General features: G+C 67.7%; 18 protein-coding genes (1 of these 18 only partly in view). All 18 read left to right on the top strand.

Translation table 11 applies throughout. The annotated features are described in order from the left end of the window. Window positions 1-204 precede the first annotated feature (204 nt). Complete coding sequence (lepA, locus tag AC1Q6E_RS20505; RefSeq protein WP_492573423.1) at window positions 205-1,998, top strand: translation elongation factor 4; 1,794 nt, start codon at window positions 205-207, stop codon at window positions 1,996-1,998. Between the two features lie 37 nt (window positions 1,999-2,035). Beyond that, window positions 2,036-2,938, top strand: a complete 903-nt coding sequence (gene lepB / locus AC1Q6E_RS20500) for a signal peptidase I (protein WP_152795179.1) — start codon at window positions 2,036-2,038, stop codon at window positions 2,936-2,938. Between the two features lie 309 nt (window positions 2,939-3,247). Further along, the gene (gene rnc / locus AC1Q6E_RS20495) at window positions 3,248-4,192 is read left to right on the top strand and encodes a ribonuclease III (RefSeq protein ID WP_152795177.1); all 945 of its coding nucleotides are present in this window, start codon (window positions 3,248-3,250) and stop codon (window positions 4,190-4,192) included. A gap of 2 nt (window positions 4,193-4,194) precedes the next feature. Then, a complete protein-coding gene (era, locus tag AC1Q6E_RS20490) occupies window positions 4,195-5,094 on the top strand; it encodes a GTPase Era (protein WP_152795175.1) in 900 nt (299 codons plus the stop codon). After that, window positions 5,087-5,998, top strand: a complete 912-nt coding sequence (recO, locus tag AC1Q6E_RS20485) for a DNA repair protein RecO (RefSeq protein WP_152795173.1) — start codon at window positions 5,087-5,089, stop codon at window positions 5,996-5,998. Before era ends, recO begins: the two co-directional genes overlap by 8 nt. Before the next feature lie 118 nt (window positions 5,999-6,116). After that, window positions 6,117-6,863: a pyridoxine 5'-phosphate synthase gene (pdxJ, locus tag AC1Q6E_RS20480; protein ID WP_152795171.1), complete on the top strand. Its 747-nt coding sequence runs from the start codon at window positions 6,117-6,119 to the stop codon at window positions 6,861-6,863. Further along, window positions 6,863-7,294, top strand: coding sequence for a holo-ACP synthase (gene acpS / locus AC1Q6E_RS20475; RefSeq protein ID WP_152795169.1), 432 nt, complete (start codon window positions 6,863-6,865; stop codon window positions 7,292-7,294). The genes pdxJ and acpS overlap by 1 nt, the downstream gene beginning before the upstream one ends. An 11-nt stretch (window positions 7,295-7,305) precedes the next feature. Next, window positions 7,306-8,367, top strand: coding sequence for a beta-N-acetylhexosaminidase (nagZ, locus tag AC1Q6E_RS20470; RefSeq protein ID WP_492573422.1), 1,062 nt, complete (start codon window positions 7,306-7,308; stop codon window positions 8,365-8,367). 14 nt (window positions 8,368-8,381) lie between these two features. Beyond that, complete coding sequence (gene uvrC / locus AC1Q6E_RS20465; RefSeq protein ID WP_492573421.1) at window positions 8,382-10,307, top strand: excinuclease ABC subunit UvrC; 1,926 nt, start codon at window positions 8,382-8,384, stop codon at window positions 10,305-10,307. A 43-nt stretch (window positions 10,308-10,350) separates the two neighbouring features. Further along, window positions 10,351-10,920, top strand: coding sequence for a CDP-diacylglycerol--glycerol-3-phosphate 3-phosphatidyltransferase (gene pgsA / locus AC1Q6E_RS20460; RefSeq protein ID WP_152795163.1), 570 nt, complete (start codon window positions 10,351-10,353; stop codon window positions 10,918-10,920). An 85-nt stretch (window positions 10,921-11,005) separates the two neighbouring features. Beyond that, the gene (locus AC1Q6E_RS20455; protein WP_492573464.1) at window positions 11,006-12,220 is read left to right on the top strand and encodes an MFS transporter; all 1,215 of its coding nucleotides are present in this window, start codon (window positions 11,006-11,008) and stop codon (window positions 12,218-12,220) included. 410 nt (window positions 12,221-12,630) lie between these two features. After that, a complete protein-coding gene (locus tag AC1Q6E_RS20450; RefSeq protein WP_492573420.1) occupies window positions 12,631-16,314 on the top strand; it encodes an AfsR/SARP family transcriptional regulator in 3,684 nt (1,227 codons plus the stop codon). 186 nt (window positions 16,315-16,500) lie between these two features. After that, window positions 16,501-17,844: an aromatic ring-hydroxylating oxygenase subunit alpha gene (locus AC1Q6E_RS20445; RefSeq protein ID WP_152795159.1), complete on the top strand. Its 1,344-nt coding sequence runs from the start codon at window positions 16,501-16,503 to the stop codon at window positions 17,842-17,844. Window positions 17,845-17,857: 13 nt separating this feature from the next. Beyond that, window positions 17,858-18,400, top strand: a complete 543-nt coding sequence (locus tag AC1Q6E_RS20440; protein ID WP_492573419.1) for a 3-phenylpropionate/cinnamic acid dioxygenase subunit beta — start codon at window positions 17,858-17,860, stop codon at window positions 18,398-18,400. A 16-nt stretch (window positions 18,401-18,416) separates the two neighbouring features. Next, the gene (locus AC1Q6E_RS20435) at window positions 18,417-19,394 is read left to right on the top strand and encodes a Bug family tripartite tricarboxylate transporter substrate binding protein (RefSeq protein WP_152795155.1); all 978 of its coding nucleotides are present in this window, start codon (window positions 18,417-18,419) and stop codon (window positions 19,392-19,394) included. Between the two features lie 3 nt (window positions 19,395-19,397). Beyond that, window positions 19,398-19,631 carry a hypothetical protein gene (locus AC1Q6E_RS20430; RefSeq protein WP_152795153.1) on the top strand — a complete coding sequence of 78 codons (234 nt, stop codon included), beginning with the start codon at window positions 19,398-19,400 and terminating at the stop codon, window positions 19,629-19,631. Further along, entirely contained in the window at window positions 19,628-20,911 is a 1,284-nt protein-coding gene (gabT, locus tag AC1Q6E_RS20425; RefSeq protein ID WP_492573418.1) for a 4-aminobutyrate--2-oxoglutarate transaminase, read from the top strand. The genes AC1Q6E_RS20430 and gabT overlap by 4 nt, the downstream gene beginning before the upstream one ends. Next, a protein-coding gene (locus AC1Q6E_RS20420) for an acetolactate synthase large subunit (protein ID WP_492573417.1) crosses the window boundary here: on the top strand, window positions 20,908-21,865 show its 5' portion. The gene runs 671 nt beyond the window's last position; the window shows 958 of its 1,629 coding nt (coding positions 1-958); its start codon is at window positions 20,908-20,910; the stop codon falls past the right edge of the window. Before gabT ends, AC1Q6E_RS20420 begins: the two co-directional genes overlap by 4 nt.

Raw genomic sequence — 21,865 nt, 5'->3', positions numbered from 1 at the left:
CGGCGGTAAAATGCCGGGTCGCGACATATCAGGCAGGCCGCGCGGGAACGCCCCGCGAGGCCCGATACAGGCGGGGCGCGTTGCGCCCCCCTTTTTTTGCAAGTCCCCAGGGCACCGTGGATCCGGCTTTGCCGGTTCGCCCGTGCCACCCCTTGAGGGGGCGCGTGTAGCGCGCAGGGGGTGGGCTCACTACTTTCGGATCGCATGCAGCACATTCGCAATTTCTCCATCATTGCCCACATCGATCACGGCAAATCGACGCTTGCCGACCGCATCATCCACCGCTGCGGGGGCTTGTCGGACCGGGAAATGGAGGCCCAGGTACTCGACTCGATGGACATCGAGCGCGAGCGCGGCATCACGATCAAGGCCCAGACCGCCGCGCTGCACTACCAGGCCCGGGACGGCAAGACCTACAACCTGAACCTGATCGACACCCCGGGGCACGTGGATTTCTCGTACGAGGTCAGCCGCTCGCTGTCCGCCTGCGAGGGCGCGCTGCTGGTGGTCGACGCCTCCCAGGGCGTGGAGGCCCAGACCGTCGCGAACTGCTATACGGCCATCGAGCTGGGCGTCGAAGTCGTGCCGGTGCTGAACAAGATGGACCTGCCGCAGGCAGATCCTGAAACCGCCAAGCAGGAAATCGAGGAAGTCATCGGGATCCCCGCGGACGACGCCATTCCGGCCAGCGCGAAGACCGGCATGGGGATCGATGACATCCTGGAAGCCGTCATCGCCCGCATCCCGCCGCCCGAGGGCAGTGCCTCCGAGCCGCTGCAGGCACTCATCATCGACTCCTGGTTCGACAATTACGTGGGCGTGGTGATGCTGGTGCGCGTGATCAATGGCGTGCTCAAGCCCAAGGAAAAGCTGTTGCTGATGGCCACGGGCGCCGCCCACCTGTGCGAACAGGTGGGCGTGTTCACGCCCAAGTCCGAGCCCCGCGCGCACCTGTCGGCGGGGGAGGTGGGTTTCATCATCGCCGGTATCAAGGAACTCAAGCACGCCAAGGTGGGCGACACCATCACGCACGCCTCCAAACCCGCCGCCGTGCCGCTGCCGGGGTTCAAGGAAGTCAAGCCGCAGGTGTTCGCGGGCCTGTATCCGGTCGAGTCCAGCGAGTACGACTCGCTGCGCGATTCGCTCGAGAAGCTCAAGCTCAACGATGCCGCGCTGATGTACGACCCCGAGGTATCGCAGGCGCTGGGCTTCGGCTTCCGCTGCGGCTTCCTGGGGCTGCTGCACATGGAGATCGTGCAGGAGCGGCTGGAACGCGAATTCGACATGGACCTCATCACCACCGCGCCGTCGGTGGTCTACGAGGTCGAGCTGCGCGACGGCTCGGTGGTCATCGTCGACAGTCCGTCCAAGATGCCCGAAGTGGGCAAGATCGCCGAGGTGCGCGAACCCATCGTCACGGTCACGCTGTTCATGCCGCAGGAGTACGTGGGGCCGGTCATCACCCTGTGCACGGCCAAGCGCGGCATCCAGATCAACATGGCCTACCATGGCCGCCAGGTCCACCTGACCTACGAGATTCCGCTGGCCGAAATCGTCCTGGATTTCTTCGACAAGCTGAAGTCCGTGTCCCGGGGCTACGCCTCGATGGACTACGAATTCAAGGAATACCGCAGCGCCGACGTGGTGCGGGTCGACTTGCTGATCAACGGCGACAAGGTCGACGCGCTGTCGCTCATCGTGCACCGCGCGAACGCCCGCGCCCGCGGGCGGGACGTGACCGCCCGCATGCGCGAACTGATTCCCCGGCAGATGTATGACGTGGCCATCCAGGCCGCGATCGGCGCCGAGGTCATCGCGCGGGAAAACGTCAAGGCCTTGCGCAAGAACGTGCTGGCCAAGTGCTATGGCGGGGACATTTCCCGCAAGAAGAAGCTGCTCGAGAAGCAGAAGGCCGGCAAGAAACGCATGAAGCAGGTCGGCAGCGTCGAGATTCCGCAAGAGGCTTTCCTGGCCATTCTGCAGGTGGAGGATAAATGAACCGCGGTGTTCTGAACCATATCGAGGGGAAGGCGGCATGAGCCTGAATTTCGCGCTGATCCTGTTCGTGCTGCTGGTCGTGACCGGCATCGTCTGGGCCTTCGACCGCCTGTCGCTGCGTCCGCAGCGCACCGCGCGCATGGCCCGCGCGGCCGCCGAGTTCGACGCTGGCCGCGCCCAGTCGGTGCGCGCGGCCAGCGGCGAGACCGAAGTCGTGCGCCAGCGGCAGGAGGTGGTGGACCGCGCCGGCAAGATGCCGTGGTGGGTCGAGTATTCCGTCAGCTTTTTTCCGGTCATCCTGTTTGTATTCGTGCTGCGTTCGTTCGTGGTCGAGCCTTTCCGCATCCCCTCGGGTTCCATGATTCCCACGCTGCAGATCGGCGATCTCATCCTGGTGAACAAATTCTCGTACGGCCTGCGCCTGCCCATCGTGGACAAGAAGGTCGTCCCGCTGGGGGATCCGCAGCGCGGCGACGTCGTCGTGTTCCGCTACCCCGTCGATCCTCAGGTCGACTACATCAAGCGCGTGATCGGCGTGCCGGGCGATGAAGTGGCCTACCTGAACAAGCGGCTGACCATCAATGGCCAGGAAGTACCCATGAAGAAGTTAGGGGAATATTTCGACCCCGACCGGGTTTCGTACGCCGCGCTGTACAGCGAAAATCTCAAAGGCGTAGACCATCAGATATTGATAGATGAACGACGTTCGCCGGAAATAGACCCGTTTGGTGGCTATCCGAATCGTGAGGCCTGCCAGTATTCCCGCGAGGGCGTACGTTGCAAAGTGCCCGCAGGCAATTATTTCGTCATGGGTGATAATCGGGATAACAGCGCGGACAGCCGCTATTGGGGTTTCGTGCCGGATTCGAATATCGTGGGCAAGGCGTTTTTCGTCTGGATGAATTTCGGGGACCTGAAACGGATTGGCCGCTTCCATTGATGTCTTGCGCCATGCGCCGCACCGCATGAACTCGTCGCCTACCTTCGCCTGTCGCACCCCGCCGCGAGCGCCCGCCGCGCCTGGCAGCACGGCCGCGCATACGCATTGCCCCGTTACGCAGCTTCGCCATCTCCCATCAGCCGGATCGTACCCATGGGCAAGCGGATCCGGCTCCGCCGGTCCGCCAGTGCCGCCCCGGGGGACCCGGCGCCGGGCCGCCCCAAGGCGGGTCCCCGCCCCCTCGGGGGGCTGCCGCGTAGCGGCTGGGGGCTCACCATGCCGGGCGCGCGAAGCGCGTAGGGGGGGGGCATGAACCTCGAGACCAGCCTCGCCTACACCTTCAGGAACAAGAGCCTCCTGGAGCAGGCGCTGACGCATCGCAGCCATAGCAGCAAGCACAACGAGCGCCTGGAATTCCTGGGCGACAGCGTGCTGAACTGCGCGATCGCCTCGCTGCTGTACGACCGCTTCGCGCGGATAGACGAAGGCGACCTGTCCCGCCTGCGCGCGAACCTGGTCAAGCAGGCGTCGTTGGCGGATATCGCGCAGCGCGTGGAATTGTCCCGTTTCCTGCGGCTGGGAGAAGGTGAACTCAAGAGCGGCGGTTTCCGCCGGCCTTCCATCCTGGCCGACACGCTCGAGGCCGTCTTCGGCGCCATCTTCATGGATGGGGGCTTCGATGCGGCCAGCACGGTGATCGCCCGCCTCTACAAACCCGTGCTCGAGACCGTCGACCCCAAGACGCTGGGCAAGGATGCCAAGACGCTGCTGCAGGAATACCTGCAGGGCCGCAAGATCGCGCTGCCGGTGTACACGGTGGTGGCCACGCATGGCGCGGCGCACAGCCAGGAATTCGAAGTCGAGTGCGCCATCCCCAAGCTGGATGTGCAGGTGGTGGGCATCGGCGGCAGCCGCCGCGCGGCTGAACAGGCGGCCGCCAAGCAGGCGCTGGAGGCGGCGCTGGCCGCCAATCCGACGCCCGCCAAGCGCTCGCCGCGCGCGCGCAAGACGGCCCAGTTGTCGCTGCCGGTGGCGGTGGCGCAGGAAGTGCCGGACGAGCCGGCAAGCGTTGCCGTGGCCAAGCCACCCGTGACCGAGGCGCCGGTCGCCAAGATCACCTCGACCCACGCGGCCGAAAGCAAGGCGCCGATCGCGGTGGCCGTGCCAAGGAAAGAACCCCAAGCAGCACCTCCGGCGGTCTCGCCCGCGGGCGAGACCCTGTCCGCCCCGGGGCAGTCCGCTGTCAAGAAATGACCATGCCCTCTGATTCCCCCATCGCCAGCCGCTGCGGTTTCGTTGCCATCGTCGGCCGGCCCAACGTGGGCAAGTCGACCTTGCTGAACGCGCTGATCGGCGCCAAGGTCAGCATCGTCTCGCGCAAGGCGCAGACCACGCGCCATCGCATCCACGGCGTCTACACGCGCGGCCCCGAGCAATTCGTCTTTGTCGATACGCCGGGTTTCCAGACCCGGCATGGCGGCGCGATGAACCGCATGATGAACCGGGTGGTGACCCAGGCACTGGCGGACGTGGACGTCGTGGTGCACGTGGTCGAGGCCGGCAAGTGGTCCGAGGGCGACGCCAATCTGCTGCCGCTGCTGCCGGCGCGGGCGCGGCGCATCCTGGCCGTGAACAAGACCGATCTGCTCAAGGACCGCGACGCGCTGTTTCCCTACGTCTCGCGCATCATGGGGTTGCATCCCTACGATGCCGTCGTGCCGGTCAGCGCCGCCAAGTCGCGCCAGCTCGACCATTTGCTGGACGAGATCGGCAAGGGCCTGCCCGAAGGCGAGCCCATGTTCGAGGAAGATACCCTGACCGACCGGCCGGTGCGCTTCATCGCCAGCGAACTCATCCGCGAGAAGATCTTCCGCCTGGTCGGCGACGAGCTGCCCTACGGGTCGACCGTGGTCATCGAGCAATGGGAAGAGCAGCCCCGCGTGACCCGCATCGCGGCCTGCGTGATCGTCGACCGCGACAGCCACCGGCCGATATTGCTGGGAACGGGGGGCGAACGCATGAAGCGCATCGCCACCGAGGCCAGGCAGGACATCGCCAAGCTGCTCGACAAGCCGGTGCACCTGGAAATCTACGTGAAGGTGCGCAAGGGTTGGGCCGAGCGCGAAAGCGCGCTGCGCGACCTGGGTTATGAGTAATTCCCTGGATCCCGTGGCGCCGGACGAGATCTTGCCCGACGCCGCAGGATCGCTGTTCCGGCGAACGCCCCTGGCGGCCGCTCCCGCACCGGCCAGGCAGGCGCGCCCGCGTGGCCGCGGGCACCGGGTGGACGATGTCCCCGCCTTCCTGATCCACAGCTATCCCTATCGCGAAACTTCGCTGATCCTGGACGTGTTCACGCGTTCGCACGGACGGCTGGCCCTGGTGGCCAAGGGCGCGAAGCGGCCGCATTCGGCGCTGCGGCCGGTGCTGATCGCCTTCCAGCGGCTGAGCCTGTCCTGGAGCGGCGCCGGCGAGATCAAGACCCTGGTGCGGGCCGAGTGGTCCGGGGCCCCACAGCGTTTGCAGGGCGCGGCGGCCATGTCGGGGTGGTACCTGAACGAACTGCTGCTGCGCCTGTTGGGGCGCGACGACCCTCATGAGTCGTTGTACGACGCCTATGTCGACGCGCTGGCCCGCCTGGCCGCGCATCCCCGGTTGTCGAGCGCCTTGAGGGAGTTCGAATGGCGGCTGTTGTGCGAAATCGGCTATGGCTTCGATCCGGCCGCCACGGGCGCCGAGGAGCCCGTGCGGGCGGGCGTTCGCTACCGTGTCCCGCTGGAGGCGGGGCCGGAGCAGGAAGAGCCCGAGGCGCCGCAACTGGGTACGCCCATCGCCGGCGAATCGCTGCTGGCGCTGGCCGCGGGCCGTTTCGAGGACGCCGCGGCCGAGCCCGAGCTGCGCCGCTTGCTGCGGGAACGGCTGGACTATCATATGAATGGCCGGCCGCTGGCGACGCGGCAGGTCTTGCGGGACCTGAACGCCATGGTTTCGACGCAGGGCGCCGCGGATCCGGCTGCGCCGGTCCGCCAGCGCCGTCCCCTTGAGGGGGAGCGGCCGTAGGCCGCCAGGAGGGGGCCTCGGCGATGCGGCCGGACCGGCGAAGCCGGATCCGGCGCATCCTGGAGACGGCGTGGGTGATGCGAGTGTTTGAATAGATAGATGGGACGATTGAATATCCATGATTGATCTGGGCGTCAATATCGATCACGTGGCGACGCTGCGGCAGCAGCGGCACGTTTCCTATCCGGATCCGGTCCGGGCCGCGCTGGTGGCCGAGGAGGCGGGGGCGGATCTGATCACGCTGCATCTGCGCGAGGACCGCCGGCACATCCAGGATGCCGATGTCGAGAGCCTGCGCGGCAAGCTGCGCACGCGCATGAACCTGGAGTGCGCGATCACGGCGGAAATGCTGGAGATCGCCTGCCGGATCCGGCCGCAGGATGTCTGCCTGGTACCCGAGAAGCGCCAGGAACTCACCACCGAGGGCGGGCTGGACGTGCTGGGGCATTTCGACGACGTGAAGGCCGCCGTGTCGCGATTGCACGATGCCGGCATCCGGGTGTCGCTGTTCATCGATCCGCAGGCGGACCAGATCGAGGCCGCCGCCCGTGCCGGCGCGACCGTGATCGAGCTGCACACCGGCGCGTATGCCGAGGCCGTGGCGGATGGCGCGCAGCGGGAGCTGGCGCGCATCCGGGATGCGGTGGCGGTCGGGTTGCGGCAGGGCCTGCGGGTCAATGCGGGGCACGGGCTGCACTATGAAAACGTGCAGCCGGTCGCCGCCCTGGACGGCATCGCCGAGCTCAATATCGGCCATGCCATCATCGCCCAATCCGTGTTCTGCGGCCTGGAGGCGGCGGTGCGCGAGATGAAGGCGCTGATGATCACCGCGCGCAGCGGCACTTTGCCGAGGCCGGCGCATTGATGCCCGAATCGCTGCGCGACGGCGCGCTTCCCGCCCTGGCCGGTATCGGCATCGACTTGCTGCGGGTGGAGCGCATTGAGCAGGCCCTGGCCCGCCGCGGCGACCGCTTCGCGCAGAAAATCCTGGGCGCCGAGGAGTTCGCGAAATTCACCGCGCGCAGGAACCGCGACCCGCAGCGCGGCGTGCGTTTCCTGGCCACCCGCTTCGCCGCCAAGGAGGCCTTTTCCAAGGCCGTGGGGCTGGGCATGCGCATGCCCATGGCCTGGCGCCGCATGCAGACGCTCAACGCGCCCGGCGGACGGCCCATCGTGGTCCTGGCCGAGCCGCTCAAGACCTGGTACGAGGCGCGCTTCGGCGCTGCCCACGTGTCGCTGACCGACGAACACGACATGGTCGCCGCCTATGTCATCGTCGAGACGCGGCGCCCGTGACGAATCCGATCATGACCGCATCCCTTTCTTCTTCGCTTGCCCCCGGCCCCGTGATGGTGGACGTGGCGGGTTTCGAGCTGGCGGTCGCCGAGGCCGAGCGGCTGCGCCATCCGCTGGTGGGCGGGGTGATCCTGTTCGCCCGCAATTTCCGCGACCGGGCGCAACTGAGCAAACTGACCGCCGACATCCGTGCCGCGCGTGGCGAGCCGCTCTTGATCGCGGTCGATCACGAAGGCGGACGGGTCCAGCGTTTCCGCAGCGACGGTTTCACCGTGTTGCCGCCCATGCGCGCCCTGGGGCGCCTGTGGGACAACGACCCGCTCGACGCCATGCGCGCGGCTACCGATACGGGGCGGGTGCTGGCCGCCGAACTGCGGGCCTGCGGCGTGGACCTGAGCTTCACGCCGGTGCTGGACCTGGATTTCGGCGAAAGCCGCGTCATCCGCGACCGCTCCTTCCACCGCGATCCGCGCGTGGTGGCCATGCTGGCCCGGGCGCTGGTCCAGGGGCTGGCGCTGGCCGGCATGTCCGCCTGCGGCAAGCATTTCCCCGGCCACGGCTTTGCCGCGGCCGACTCCCATCACGAGATTCCGGTGGACGACCGTTCGCTGGAAGAAGTGCTGGGCGAAGACGCGCAGCCCTATCGCTGGCTGGGCGATGCCCTCCTGGGGGCGGTCATGCCGGCCCATGTCATCTATCCGCGGGTCGACAAGTCGCCCGCGGGGTTCTCGCGCAAGTGGGTGACGACCGTGTTGCGCAAACGGCTCCAGTACGGCGGTGTGGTGTTCTCCGACGATCTGACCATGGAAGGCGCCTCGGTGGCGGGCGACATCCACGGCCGGGCGATGGCCGCGCTGCGCGCGGGCTGCGACATGGTGCTGGTCTGCAACCGGCCGGACCTGGCGGACGATCTGCTGGGCCGGCTCGGCTGGACCCAGGATCCGGCGTCGGTGGCGCGCATCCGTTCGCTCAAGCCGAAATTCGCCGCCCAGGACTGGCAGGCGCTGGCGGCCGATCCGGCCTATCGCAAGGCCCGCAAGGCGGTCCAGGCGCTGGCGCGGGCCGGCGCCTGAGGGAAGGGCGGGACATGGCCGGCCGCAAGAAGGACGACACCCAGGCGCCGGAGACGCCGGCGCAGCCGGACGTGCCCGTGACGCCCCAGGAGGCGTCCGCGCCGGCCGTCGCGCAAGAGGCTCCGCCGGTCTTCGACGTCAAGTCCTTCCTGGCGCAGCTTCCGCACCTGCCCGGCGTGTACCGGCACATCAACGCCGAAGGCGAGGTGATGTACGTCGGCAAGGCCCGGGATTTGAAGAAGCGGGTGTCTTCGTATTTCCAGAAGCAGGTGGGCAGCCCGCGCATCGCGCATATGCTGGCCCGGGTGACGCGCGTCGAGGTCACCGTGACGCGGTCCGAGGCCGAGGCCCTGCTGCTGGAAAACAACCTGATCAAGTCGCTGGCGCCGCGCTACAACATCCTGTTCCGCGACGACAAGTCCTATCCCTACCTGAAGGTCAGCGGCCACGCCTTCCCCCGCATCGCCTACTACCGCGGGGCCACGGACCGCGCCAACCAGTATTTCGGCCCGTTCCCCAACGTATGGGCGGTGCGCGAGAGCATACAGATCCTGCAGAAGGTTTTCCGCCTGCGCACCTGCGAGGACACGGTCTTCGCCAACCGGTCGAGGCCCTGTCTGCTCTATCAGATCCATCGCTGCTCCGGGCCTTGCGTGGGGCTGGTCTCGGCCGCGGACTACGCCCTGGACGTGGACCGGGCCACGCAGTTCCTGCGCGGCCAGACCCAGGCCGTGCTCACGGATATCGAGACGCGGATGTTCGCCGCGTCGCAGGAGATGCGTTTCGAGGAGGCCGCCGCCCTGCGCGACCAACTGTCGGCGCTGTCCCGCGTGCTGCACCAGCAGACCATGGAAGGGGGCAGCGGCGATACCGACGTGATCGCGGTCGACATGCAGGGCGGCAAGGTCTGCGTGAACCTGGCGATGATACGGGGCGGGCGGCACCTGGGGGACAAGGCATTTTTCCCCACGCATGCCGATGGCGATTCGCCCGCCGAGGTGCTGGAGGCTTTCATGTCCCAGCACTACATCGATCGGGCCTTGCCCGGCACCATCGTGGTGTCGCACCCCCTGCCCGATGCCGACCTGGTGGCGATGCTGGCGGAGCAGGCCGGCGCGAAGGTCAATCTCGTCAAGCAGCCGCAGGGCGTACGCAAGAGCTGGCTCGACCAGGCCAGGAAGAATGCCGGACTGGCGCTGGCGCGCGTGCTGGCCGAGGCCGGATCGCAGCAGGCGCGCACCGAGGCCCTGGCGCAGGTGCTGGCCATCGACGCCGACGAGGCCGCGCTGGAAACCCTGCGCATGGAGTGTTTCGACATCAGCCATACCGCGGGCGAGGCGACGCAGGCTTCGTGCGTGGTCTACCACCACCATGCGATGCAGCCCAAAGAGTATCGTCGCTACAATATCGACGACATCACCGGCGGCGACGACTATGCGGCCATGCGGCAGGTGCTGACCCGCCGCTACGAGAAAATCGCCGATGGGGACGGGGTCATGCCCGACGTCGTGCTGATCGACGGTGGCAAGGGCCAGGTCGAGATCGCCCGCCAGGTGTTTGCCGAACTGGGGTTGGACATCAGCCTGCTGGTCGGCGTCGCCAAGGGGGAAGGGCGCAAGGTCGGCCTGGAAACGCTGATTTTCGCCGATGGCCGGGAGCCGCTGGCGCTGGGGGGCGAGTCGGCGGCCCTGATGCTGGTCGCGCAGATCCGCGACGAGGCGCACCGCTTCGCCATCACCGGCATGCGGGCGCGGCGGGCCAAGACCCGCAATGTCTCGCGGCTCGAGGAAATCGAGGGTGTCGGCGCCAAGCGCCGGCAGCGGCTGCTGGCGCGTTTCGGCGGCCTGCGCGGGGTGGTCTCGGCCAGCGTCGAGGACCTGGCCTCCGTCGAGGGCATTTCCCTGGATCTGGCCGAACGTATCCACCGGCAGTTGCACTGACCCTTTCCGAGAACTTTTCCCTGTAGCCTGTTAGCATTCGATCATGCCTCTGAACCTGCCGATTATCCTGACCTGGGTGCGGATCGCGATGATCCCGCTGGTCGTCAGCGTGTACTACGTACCGGAGCATGTGCTGCCCACGGCCGTGCGCGATGCGGTGGCCACGGGCATGTTCATCTTCGCCGCGTTGACGGACTGGCTGGACGGCTGGCTGGCGCGGAGGCTGAACCAGACCTCCTCGTTCGGCGCCTTCCTGGACCCCGTGGCCGACAAACTCATGGTCAGCGCGGCGCTGCTCGTGCTGCTGAACCTGGGACGGGTCGACGCCATGATCGCGCTGGTCATCATCGGCCGCGAGATCACCATTTCGGCCCTGCGCGAGTGGATGGCCAAGATCGGCGCCAGTACTAGCGTCGCCGTGCACTGGCTGGGCAAGTTCAAGACCGCGGCGCAGATGACCGCCATCCCGTGCCTGCTGTATGGGGGGCGGGTATTCGGCATCGACGTGCTGTGGTGGGGATCGCGGCTGATCGAGATCGCCGCCGTGCTCACGGTGTGGTCGATGATGTATTACCTGCAGCGGGCCTGGCCGGTCATCCGGCGATCGGCCTAGGGCGCCGGCAGAAGCAGGATTCGCGGCGCAGTCCGCAGAGAAAGAAGCAGGAGACGACGTGCAGCAAGTATTGGCCGCCCCCGGGATGAAGTTCGCCCGGCGCAGGCTCGACTGGAAGGTCATCGGACTGGTGGGAATCGCCCACTCGAGTTCCCATTTCTTCCAACTGGTGATTCCTTCGCTGTTCGCGCCGCTGGCGACGGAGTTCGGACTGGGGTTCGCCGAACTGGGGGTGCTGGTCGCGGTGTTCTACGCGATCTCGGGCGTGGGCCAGGCCAGTTCCGGATTCGTGGTGGACCGTGCGGGCCCGCGTCCGGTCCTGTGGTTCGGCTTGGCTTGTTTCGTCGTGGCGGGCCTGCTGCTGGGGCTGGCCAGCAGCTATGGCTGGCTGATGGCGGCTGCCGTGGTGGCCGGCATCGGCAACTCGGTCTTCCACCCCGTCGATTTCTCCATCCTCAATCGCCGCGTCAGCAGCCCCCGCCTGGGGCACGCCTTCAGCGCGCACGGCATCACGGGCAATCTGGGCTGGGCCACCACGCCGGTGTTCATCACGACGCTTACCCACCTGTTCAACTGGCGCGTGGCCGCCTTCGGGGCGGGCCTGCTGGTGGCGATCGTCCTGGCCATGACCGTACTGGGCCGGCGCCTGCTGGCGGTGGAAGCGGCGCGTCGCCCGACTCGCGGCCGACGCCTGGAGGCAGCCCCGGCCGGGACGTCGCTGGGCGCGCTGCTGGCCAATCCCGTGGTCTGGGGCGCTTTCCTGTTTTTCATGTTCTCGTCCGTCGCGATCTCCGCGGTCCAGAACTACACCATCCCCATCCTGGGGTCCATCTACGGGATCTCCAGCGTGACCGCCAGTACCGCGCTGTCCGGCTATATGGTGGCCGGCGCGTGCGGCATGGTGCTGGGAGGGTTCCTCGTCTCCAGCGGCCCCCACAGCGAGCGCATCGTGGGCATGTCCTTCGTGGCGGCCGGCGCGCTGCTGGCGTTGCTGGCGATGGGCTGGCTGCCGGCGGTCGCGGCGGTGCCGTGCGTCGCCCTGGCCGGGCTGTGCGCGGGCGTTGCGGGTCCGTCCCGCGACATGCTGGTGCGCCGGGTCACGCCGCGCGGCGCCACCGGCTCGGTCTACGGGCTGGTCTATTCCGGCATGGACACGGGCTCGGCGCTGGCGCCGCTCGCCTTTGGCGTCATGCTGGATGCGGGCCTGCGGCAGGGGCCCTACCTGGGCGCATTTCTTGCGTTCGTGCTGGCGGCCTGCTTCGCCGCGTTGATCGCCGCCAAGGCGCGGCGCGCGCACTGAGGGCCTGAGCCGGCCGGAAGCGGGGACCGTCCCCGGATTCCAACGGACGCCGTCGTGGCCGGCCCCTCTTTTTTGTCGTGACAAAACCGACTGAAACATGTTGCTCATGCCAAGTTCGCATGATTGTGACATTCTTTTCAATTAGAAAAGATCTGTAAGGCGATTACCTCTGGCAAGCGGTTTATAAATGATGTATTTAAATCACTTTAGAGTGATGTAAAGAACCAGGAAAAAACCCGGCATGCCCGGCGCGATCCAGGCCCTCAGGCATGAACCGTAAGCCGGGAGTTGACCGGGTGGAAGGCCCTGGCGGGTCGTCCAACCGTGAGCTTCCCTTCAGATTTCTCTTGCGCGGCATCCCCGAAGCTATGCGATCTTCGCTTTCTTTGTACCTGTTGGGGCCTCTGGCCATGGAAAGCGCCGATGGGCCGCTTTCCATCCGTTACAACAAGGCAAGAGCGTTGTTGGCGTACCTCGCGTTGGAGGGCGGCTTCCATACGCGCGAAGCGCTCGCCTTCCTGCTGTGGCCCGACGCCAGCGTGCAGGCGGGCCGGGAGAATCTGCGGCGGATGCTGTTCCTGCTGAAGGACGCCCTCAAGCCCGACGCGATCGAGAGCAGCCGCGACGTGCTGCGGCTGCGGGCCGAAGCCGGGCTCTGGACCGACGTCGGGGCCTTCACCTCCGTCCTGGACAGCGAGCAGCGCGCGCTCGCGATGGGCGCGGCCATCGACTCCGAGCGCATCGCCCACGCCGTGGCGCTGTATCGCGGCGAGTTCCTCAAGGGCCTGGAACTGGACGACGCTCCGGATTTCAGCAGTTGGGTGCAGATGCGCCGCGAGCAGTATCACCAGCGCTATCTCCAGGCCCTGGGCATGCTGGTCGAAAGCCACGAAAGGGAAGGGAACCTGCAGGCCTGCATCGAATGCGCCGAGCAATGGGTGACCGTCGCGCCGCTGGACGACGCGGCCTGGCACCAGATGCTGCGTGTGCTCGTGAAGGCCGGCCAGTTGGAGCGGGCGAGACGGGAGTTCCAGCGCTATCGCCATGTGCTCGATATGGAGCTCGGCGCCGCGCCGGATGCTTCCGTGGCGGCGTTGCTGGAGATGCCCGCGGTGGACCGCGCGCCCGGCTCGAGGCGGCAGGCTCCGCAGGGGGAGCGGCGCCAACTGACCGTATTGTCGTGCGAATTCGAGGTGACCGGAGAGCCCGAGGACATCGTCGAAGTGCAGCGCGAACTGATCGCCTGCTGCGAACCCACGCTGCGGGCCGCGGGGGCCCATGTCGTGCGCACGCCCGGCGGCCTGCTGGGCTACTTCGGCTATCCCTATGCGCAGGAGGACGCCGCGCGCCGCGCCGTGACGGCGGCGCTGCTTTGCCATGACAGTATCTGGACCCGGCACTGGGGCGGCGGGGCGGCCCATCTGCCGGTGCGGGGGGCCCTGGGCGTGCATACCGGCATCGCCATCAGCTCCGCCGAGAACGATCTCCCCGATGCCGGCGGGATGGTGTCGCGCCTGGCCTTCCAGCTCGGCGCCATGGCCGGCGGATCGGGCGTGGCAGTGAGCGATGTCACCCTGCACCTGCTGGGCGATGGATACCGCACCGAATCGGCGGGGCAACTGACCGACCGCTCCCGCGGCGTCGAGGTGCAGGTTTTCCTGGTCTGCGGCCAGCGTATCCCGGAGCGGCAGGAGGCGGTGCGCGCGTTCTGCGGACGGGACGAGGAGATGGCGCGGCTCGTCGACGCGCATGGCAAGGGAGGACGTTACGTCGGCCTGGTGCGCGGCGAGGCGGGATTGGGAAAATCCTTCCTGGTGGAGCATTTCTGCGACACCCTGCAGGTGGAACGCGTGCTCCTGCAATGCTCGTCCGAGCTCAGGCAGATGCCCTACCATCCTTTCGTGCGCTGGATGCGCGCCTGGCGCGAGCGTCTGGCCACCGAGCGGCATGCCTGCCTGCCCGAGAGCGCGGAGCGCATTCTCGATGCGATCGGCGAACGCATGCTGGACGGCGAGCAGGGCGCGGCCGGCGCCGACGAGACCGGGGCCCTGTGCCATGCGTTGCTGGGCGCGATGGTACCGGCGGGCGGCGTCATCTGCTTCGACGACGTCCACTGGGCCGACCCGTCCACGCGCGACGTCCTCGCCTTGCTGGTGGAGCGGCCTTTGCCCGGCAGGATGCTGATCATCACCGCCCGGCCCGAATTCGTGCCGCCCTGGAAGCACACGGTCGAGGTCGATCATCTCGACCTCGGGCCGATGGACGATTTCGCGATCGTCGACCTGGTCCACGCGGTGGCAGAGGGCAAGGACATCGATGCCGATCTGCTGCGCGACATCATCAAGCTTTCCGAAGGGATACCGCTGTACGCCGAGGAACTGACCCGCGACGTGCTGGCCGACGGACGGGACCCGGCGTCGCCCTGGTCGCTGCCGGCCTCGCTGCAGGATCTGCTGATGGCCCGCATCGACAGCGTGGGCCGGGCGCGCCACGTCGCCCAGTTCGCCTCCGTGGTGGGGGGCGAGTTCACGCTGGATCTGCTGGCCGAGGCCATGGGCGAGGCGCGCGCCGAACTGGCCGAGGCGCTGGCCATCATGCAGCGCCAGAACATCGTCGTGCGCTGCGACGAGAAGACCTACGCTTTCCGCCACGCCCTGCTGCGCGAGGCGGCCTATCAGTCGCAGACCCGCGTGGCGCGGGTCCAGGCCCACGCGCGCCTGGCCCGGCGGCTCGAATCGAGTCTGGCCGAGGGCAATCCGGAGGTGCTCGCCTGGCACTATTCCGGCGCCGGCAGCCGTGCGCCCGCCGTGAAGTACCTGCTGGAGGCGGCACGCAAGGCGGCCGCGCAGTGTGCGTACCGCGAGGCGGTGAGCTACTACCGCAGCGCCCTGGAATGGTTCGAACGGCAGGGCGAGGGGATTGACGCCATCATGGAGGAACTGCGCATCAGGATGGAGTTCGGCATCCAGCTGTGCGCCCTGTACGGCTTCGGGTCCGAGCAGGCGGTGGAGACCTTCCGTTCGGCGCTGACCCTGGCGCAGCCGCTGGGCGACGATCCCCGGTTGTTCCCGATCTATTGGGGGCTGTGGACCAGCGCCAGTTCCTGGGCCAATTTCTCGATGACGCTGACGCTGGCCGAGACGCTGTTGCGCATGGCCGACGCGGCCGAGGATCCCAACCTCCTGTCCCACGCGTACTATGCCCGGGGCTACAGCCATTTTTTCCTGGGACGCTTCGTCGAGGCGGTGGCGGATCTCGAACTCGGCGCCAAGGCCTATCAGCCCCAGCATGCCAACCTGACCCTGGGCGAGGATGCCCGCGTCACGAACCTGGCCATCCTGTCGGTTGCCCACTGGCATGCCGGAAGTGTGGGAGATGCCTTGCAGGCCTCGCGCGAGTCGGTGGCCCATGCGCGCCGGATCGGCCACCGCTATTCGTTGCTGTACGCGCTGGTGTCGGCCACCGAGTTGCACCGCCTGAACCGGGAGGTCGACGAGGTCGCGATCCTGTCGTCCGAGGCGCTGCAGATCGCGCGCGAGATGGGCACGCCGCTGTGGGCCGTGTGCGCCGAGACGAGCGAGGCCTGGGTCAAGGCCGTGCGCGGCGACGTATCGGCGCTGGGGGAGATGGCCTCCTGCGTCCAGCGGATTCCCGCCATCATGAAAGGTATCGCCCCCCTGCTGATCGCGCGCTGGACCGATGCCTGCGATCTGGTGGAAGACGTCGGCGCGGGGCTCGATGCCACGGCGCAGGGGCTGCGCGAGGTCACGCAGACCCAGGCGCGCTATGTCCAGTCCGAGTTCGAACGCATCAAGGGCAAGCAGTTGTTCCGCCAGGGGCAGCCGGCCAGCGTGTTCAGGCCCTGGCTGGAGCGGTCGCTGGCCACCGCCTGCGCGCTCGATTCGCCGCCGCTGGCGCTGCGCTCGCTGACCAGCCTGGTGCGCTATGCCTGCCCCATCCCCAGTTCCGATCACATGGCCTTGATGGCCCGCATGGTGGCGCGCGTGCAAGACGGCGACCGGCTATGGGAGGTCCGGGCCGCGCGTGGCCTCTTGTCCAGATACGGGGCGCAGGTGGCGCATTCGCTGCGCTGATGCCGGACCGCCGCTCGAGGCGCGACGGCCCGGTATTCACGTCAGCCATACCCGGTATGGCCGCGGCTGCGTAGACACCCGAGGGGCCCATCTCTACCTTTGACACATGTCCGGCAGGGCCGCCGGCGCGCCATCCGGCCGCGCCGCGGATCTCCGCCGCCGTTCACGCATTCCGGAGAACGATACATGAGTCGGAAGTGGTCCCCGCAGCAACTGGTCGACGCCGAACTGGGCACGGTCAGCCGCGAAGTCTACGTCAACGAAGACATCTTCCAGGAAGAGCTGGAACACATCTTCTCCCGCGCCTGGCTGTTCGTCGGGCACGAGAGCATGGTGCCCAATCCCGACGACTACTTCGTCAGCCGGATGGGCAACGATTCGGTCATCCTGACCCGGGATCGCCAGGGACAGCTCCAGGTCCTGCTCAATAGCTGCCTGCACCGCGGCATGCGGCTGTGCCGCTATGACCAGGGCAATAACCGCACGTTCACCTGTCCCTATCACGGCTGGAGCTATTCCACCGACGGCAAGCTGGTCGAGCGGGCCGGCGAACTGGTGGGCGTGCCGGGTTTCAAGACCCATTACTACGGCGAACTGGACAAGAAGAACTGGGGCCTGAAGTCGGTGGCCGGGCTGGTGAACTACAAGGGTACGATCTGGGCGACCTGGGACGAGAACGCGCCGTCGTTCGAAGAATACCTGGGCGACATGAAGTTGTACCTGGACTTCGCCCTGGACCACCGCGACGGCAGCCCGGGCGGGTCGGAGATGATAGGCGGCGTGCAGAAGTGGCGCATCCCCTGCAACTGGAAGACCGCGGCCGAGAACTTCAATGCCGATCTCTACCACGACATCAGCCACCGCTCGGTGGACGTCGTGGGCATCGGACCAGGCGGGAAGGGCCGGCGCGATCCGACGCCGAGCCGTGTGTCGATCTCCTTCAAGGACCTCGGGCATGGGCTGGTCGGACGGGCGCCGTACTACGAAGAAAGTCCCTACACACCGATCTTCGCCAACTATCCCGAGGTGGAGCAGTACTACCGCGAGGTATACGAGAAACGCGAAAAGAATCTGGCCGGCACCATGCGCGTGCTGCACAGCGTGGGGACCGTGTTCCCCAACATGGCGGTGCACGGCCGCCAGCCGCGCACCATCGCGGTGTTCCATCCGGTCAGCGCGACCGAGACGGAGATGTGGCGCATCTATCTCGTGGACAAGGACGCCCCGCAGGAGGTCAAGGACGCGGCGCGCGCCTACTACCTGCGCTACTCGGGGCCCGGCGGCATGACCGAATCCGACGACATGGAAAACTGGCGCTATGCCACCGAGTCGAGCACCGGCACCATCGCCCGTACGCTGCACTACAACTACCAGATGGGCATCGGGCATGCCAGGCCGGTGCCGGGCCTGCGTGGCGCGGTGACGACAGGCGAGTTCACCGAGGAGAACAACCGGAACTACTACGCGAGATGGGCGCAGTTCATGGAAGGGCGCTCGTGGGACGAACTCATGCCCACCTACGACGAATAAGCGGGAGCGCGCCATGACCGAGACTCACCTGAATACCGACCACGCCTTCCTGCTGCGCGAGGTCGAGCAGTTCTTCTACCGCGAGGCCGATCTGCTGGACGAGCGCCGCTTCGACGAATGGCTGACGCTGCTGCACGACGACATCCGCTACTGGATGCCCATCGCGCGCAACGTCAGGCGCGACAACCGCGAGCGAGAGCACACCCGGGAGGGGGTGGAGGCGGCGTGGTTCGACGAGGGCAAGCCGACGCTGCGCCAGCGGGTGGAGCAGATCAACACCGGCATGCACTGGGCGGAGGAGCCGGCCTCGCGCACTTCGCACCTGGTGACCAACGTGCGTGTCCTGGAGACGTCCGGCGCCGGGCCGGACGAGGAGGTCCGGACGCGCTCGCGTTTCATCGTCTACCAGAACCGCCTGGACACCGAGGTAGCCTGGTTCGTCGGCAAGCGCAACGATACGCTGCGCCGCACCGAATCGGGCTGGAAGGTCCTGCGGCGCGAGATCCTGCTGGATCAGACCGTGCTGTTGGGCAAGGCGTTGACCGTCTTCTTCTGACTGGGGGTATCGAAACATGGATCGTCGAGATGTGCTGAAGATGTTCGCCGGCGCCGCCGCGCTGGGCGGTTGCCCGGCGTGGGCGCAGGACGGTTTTCCGTCGCGCATGATGAAGGTCGTGGTCGCCTATCCGCCGGGAGGCGTGACCGACATCGCGGGGCGGCTGATCGCGGAGATCGTGAGCAAGGAGTTCGGCAAGCCCGCCATCGTCGAGAACAAGGGCGGGGGTACCGGCACGGTCGCCCAGCAGTACGTGCTGCAGCAGCCCCACGATGGCCATGTGTTGCTGTCGGGCGGGCTGGGCGGCCTCATCCTGCCCGTCATCCTGAATCCCAGCCTGCCGGTGGATCCCCAGGCCAGCTTCACGCCCGTGGCGCAGGTGGCGGAGTTCGTCAACGTCCTGCTGGTGGGCCGCGACGTGAAGGCGCGCAACGTGGCCGAGCTGATCGAGTACGCCAAGGCCAACCCCGGCAAGCTGAACTACGCCACCAACGGCGTGGGCACCTCGGCCCATTTCACCTCGGAATTGTTCAACCTCCAGGCAGGCACGAAGGTGACCCACATTCCGTACCGCTCCAGCGGCGAAGTCATCTCGGGCCTGCGCAACGGCGACGTGCACATGGCATTCGCCAACGCGCCCGCCGTCAATGCCCTGGTGAAGGCCGGCACGCTGCGCGCCATCGCGGTGTCCAGCGCGAACCGGACCAAGGATCTGCCCGACGTGCCGACCATGGTGGAGTCGGGCATGCCGGACTTCGTGGTGACCAGCTGGCTGGGCGCCTACGCGGCCGCAGGCACCCCCGCGGATGTCGTCCGGAGGCTGGGCGAGGCCATCGTGCGGGGCGCGCAGCAGCCCGAGAACGTGCAGCGCTTCGAGACCGTCGGCTTCCAGGTCTCGACCAAGGACGCCGCCGCCTATGCGGCCTTCAACCGCTCCGAGCTGGCGCGTTGGAAAGACGTGGCCCGGCTGGCGAACATCCGTGCCGAAGGATGAGGCATGAGCGGACATAACGCGCTGAATCTGATCGACATCGAGCCCGGGACCCGGCTACGCACGAACGAGGGCGCCATTGTCGAGCTGATCGAGAATCCGCGGGATGGCGTCTGGCTGATCTGCCGGTACGTGGAACATCCGTCCGAACCCGGACTGGTCGGCGACGCGGAGCAGACCGTGTTCGCGCAGGACATCGTTGGCCTGGCCGAGGCCGGGCAACCAGGAGAAGAGACGTGACCGCGAGCTGGACCGACAGGAAGAACGCGGCTTGCCCCCGGGGGGTGGGCCTCACGACCGAAATCTATGCCGCGCAGGCGTCGGGCAGCGAGCTGACCGACGAATCCGGTCGCCGCTACATCGACTTCGCTGGCGGTATCGGCGTGCTGAACGTCGGCCACCGGCACCCACGGGTGGAGGCCGCCATCGTCGAGCAGGCGCGGCGTTTCACGCATACCTGCTACCAGGTCGTGCCCTACGCGTCCTACGTGACGCTGGCCGAGCGGCTGAACGCGCGGGTGCCGGGCGATTTCGCCAAGAAGACGGTCTTCTTCAGCACCGGGGCGGAAGCCGTGGAGAACGCGGTCAAGATCGCCCGCGCCTCCACCGGCAGGACGGCCATCATCGGTTTTACCGGCGCCTTCCATGGGCGCACGATGATGGGGCTGGCGCTGACCGGCAAGGTCGCTCCCTACAAGACCGGCTTCGGCCCTTTCCCGGGGGACGTCTACCGCGTGCCGTTCCCGGGCGCCGACACGCCCGAGGCGGTGGGCCGTTCCCTGGCCGCGCTCGAGGACCTGCTGCGCTACGACGTCGAGGCTGCCCGCGTGGCCGCCATCGTGATCGAACCGGTGCAGGGCGAGGGCGGTTTCCACCCGGCGCCGCCGGCGTTGATGCGAGGCCTGCGCGCGCTGTGCGACACGCACGGCATGCTGTTGATCGCCGACGAGATCCAGTGCGGCATGGGACGGACCGGCACGATGTTCGCGATGGAGCACTACGGGGTGGCGGCCGACCTCACCACGGTGGCCAAGAGTCTTGCCGGAGGCATGCCGCTGTCGGCGGTGGTCGGGCGTGCCGAGGTCATGGATGCCGTGGCGCCGGGCGGACTGGGCAGCACCTATGCCGGCGCGCCGCTGGCGGTCGCCGCCGCGCATGCGGTCCTGGATGTCTTTGAGCGGGAAGGCTTGCTGGAGGCCGGCAACCGATTGGCCCGCGTCATGCGCGAGCGGCTGGAGGCGGCGCGCGCCCGGCATGGCTGCATCGGCCAGGTGCGCGGGCTCGGTCCCATGCTGGCCATGGAACTGCTGGATGGGCTGGGGCGGCCCGCGGCCGCGCTGGCCCAGGCCGTGCGCGAACATGCGCTGGCGCGCGGACTGATCCTGCTGGTGTGCGGCAGCCATGGCAACGTGATCCGCTTTCTTTTTCCGCTTAATACGCCGATGCCCGTGTTCGAACAGGGCCTGGACATCATCGACGCCGCCCTGGCCGAGGCGACGCGGCAGGAGTGGGTGGCATGAATGCTTCCGTACGACAGACCGGCGCCGAATGGCTGCTGCGCAGCGCCGCCGCCTCGGGCATCGAGGTCTGTTTCGCCAACCCCGGCACGACCGAATTGCCCTTCGTCGGCGCGATGGATGCCGTGCCGCGGGTGCGGCCCATCCTGTGCGCTTTCGAAGGCGTGTGTTCGGGTGCCGCCGACGGCTACTACCGCATGCGCGGCGCGCCGGCGATGACGCTGACCCACCTGGGACCGGGCTTCGCCAACGCCATCGCCAACCTGCACAACGCCCGGCGCGCCGGTTCGTCCGTCTACAACGTGATCGGCGAGCACATGTCGTGGCATGTCGAGGCCGATCCGCCGCTGGCCAGCGATATCGAGTCGCTGGCGCGGCCCGTATCGGCAGGCGTCTACCGTGCCGACTCGCCGGCCTCGCTGGTGATGTCCGTGCGCCAATCCCTGGCCAATGCGATGGCGCCCCAGGGTGGCATCCACAGCCTGATCCTGCCCATGGACCTGCAGGCGGCGACGATGGACGAACCCGTCTTCGCCGCCCGGGTGGCAGGCGCGCCGGCGGTGCTGGAGGGCGGCCTGGTGGAGCAGGTGGCGGCGCACGTCGCCGCGGGCAGGAAGACCCTGCTGCTGCTGGGCGGCGACGCCCTGCACGAGCCGGCACTGCTGGAGGCGTTGCGCTTCCGGGATCTCGGCAATGTCGAAGTCGTGGGCGAGACCTTTCCCGCACGCAGTGAACACGGCGGCGGCCTGCCCGCCATCCGCCGCTTCAATCCGGCGGCCGAACAGGCCCACGCCTATCTGCTGGAGTTCGAACTGGTGGCCCTGGTCGGCGCCCGGCGGCCGGTGGCATTCTTCGGCGTGGAGGGCTACCCCAGCTACCTGGGCGATCCGTCGCGCATGATCGAATTGTGCCGGGAGGGGCGGGGGGGGGGGGGGGGGGGGGGGGGGGGGGGGGGGA

The organism is Pigmentiphaga sp. MLSB6-MA01 (assembly GCF_058793475.1).
Note: the sequence above shows the minus strand (reverse complement) of the source record. Positions and strands in the feature narration are given on the sequence as shown.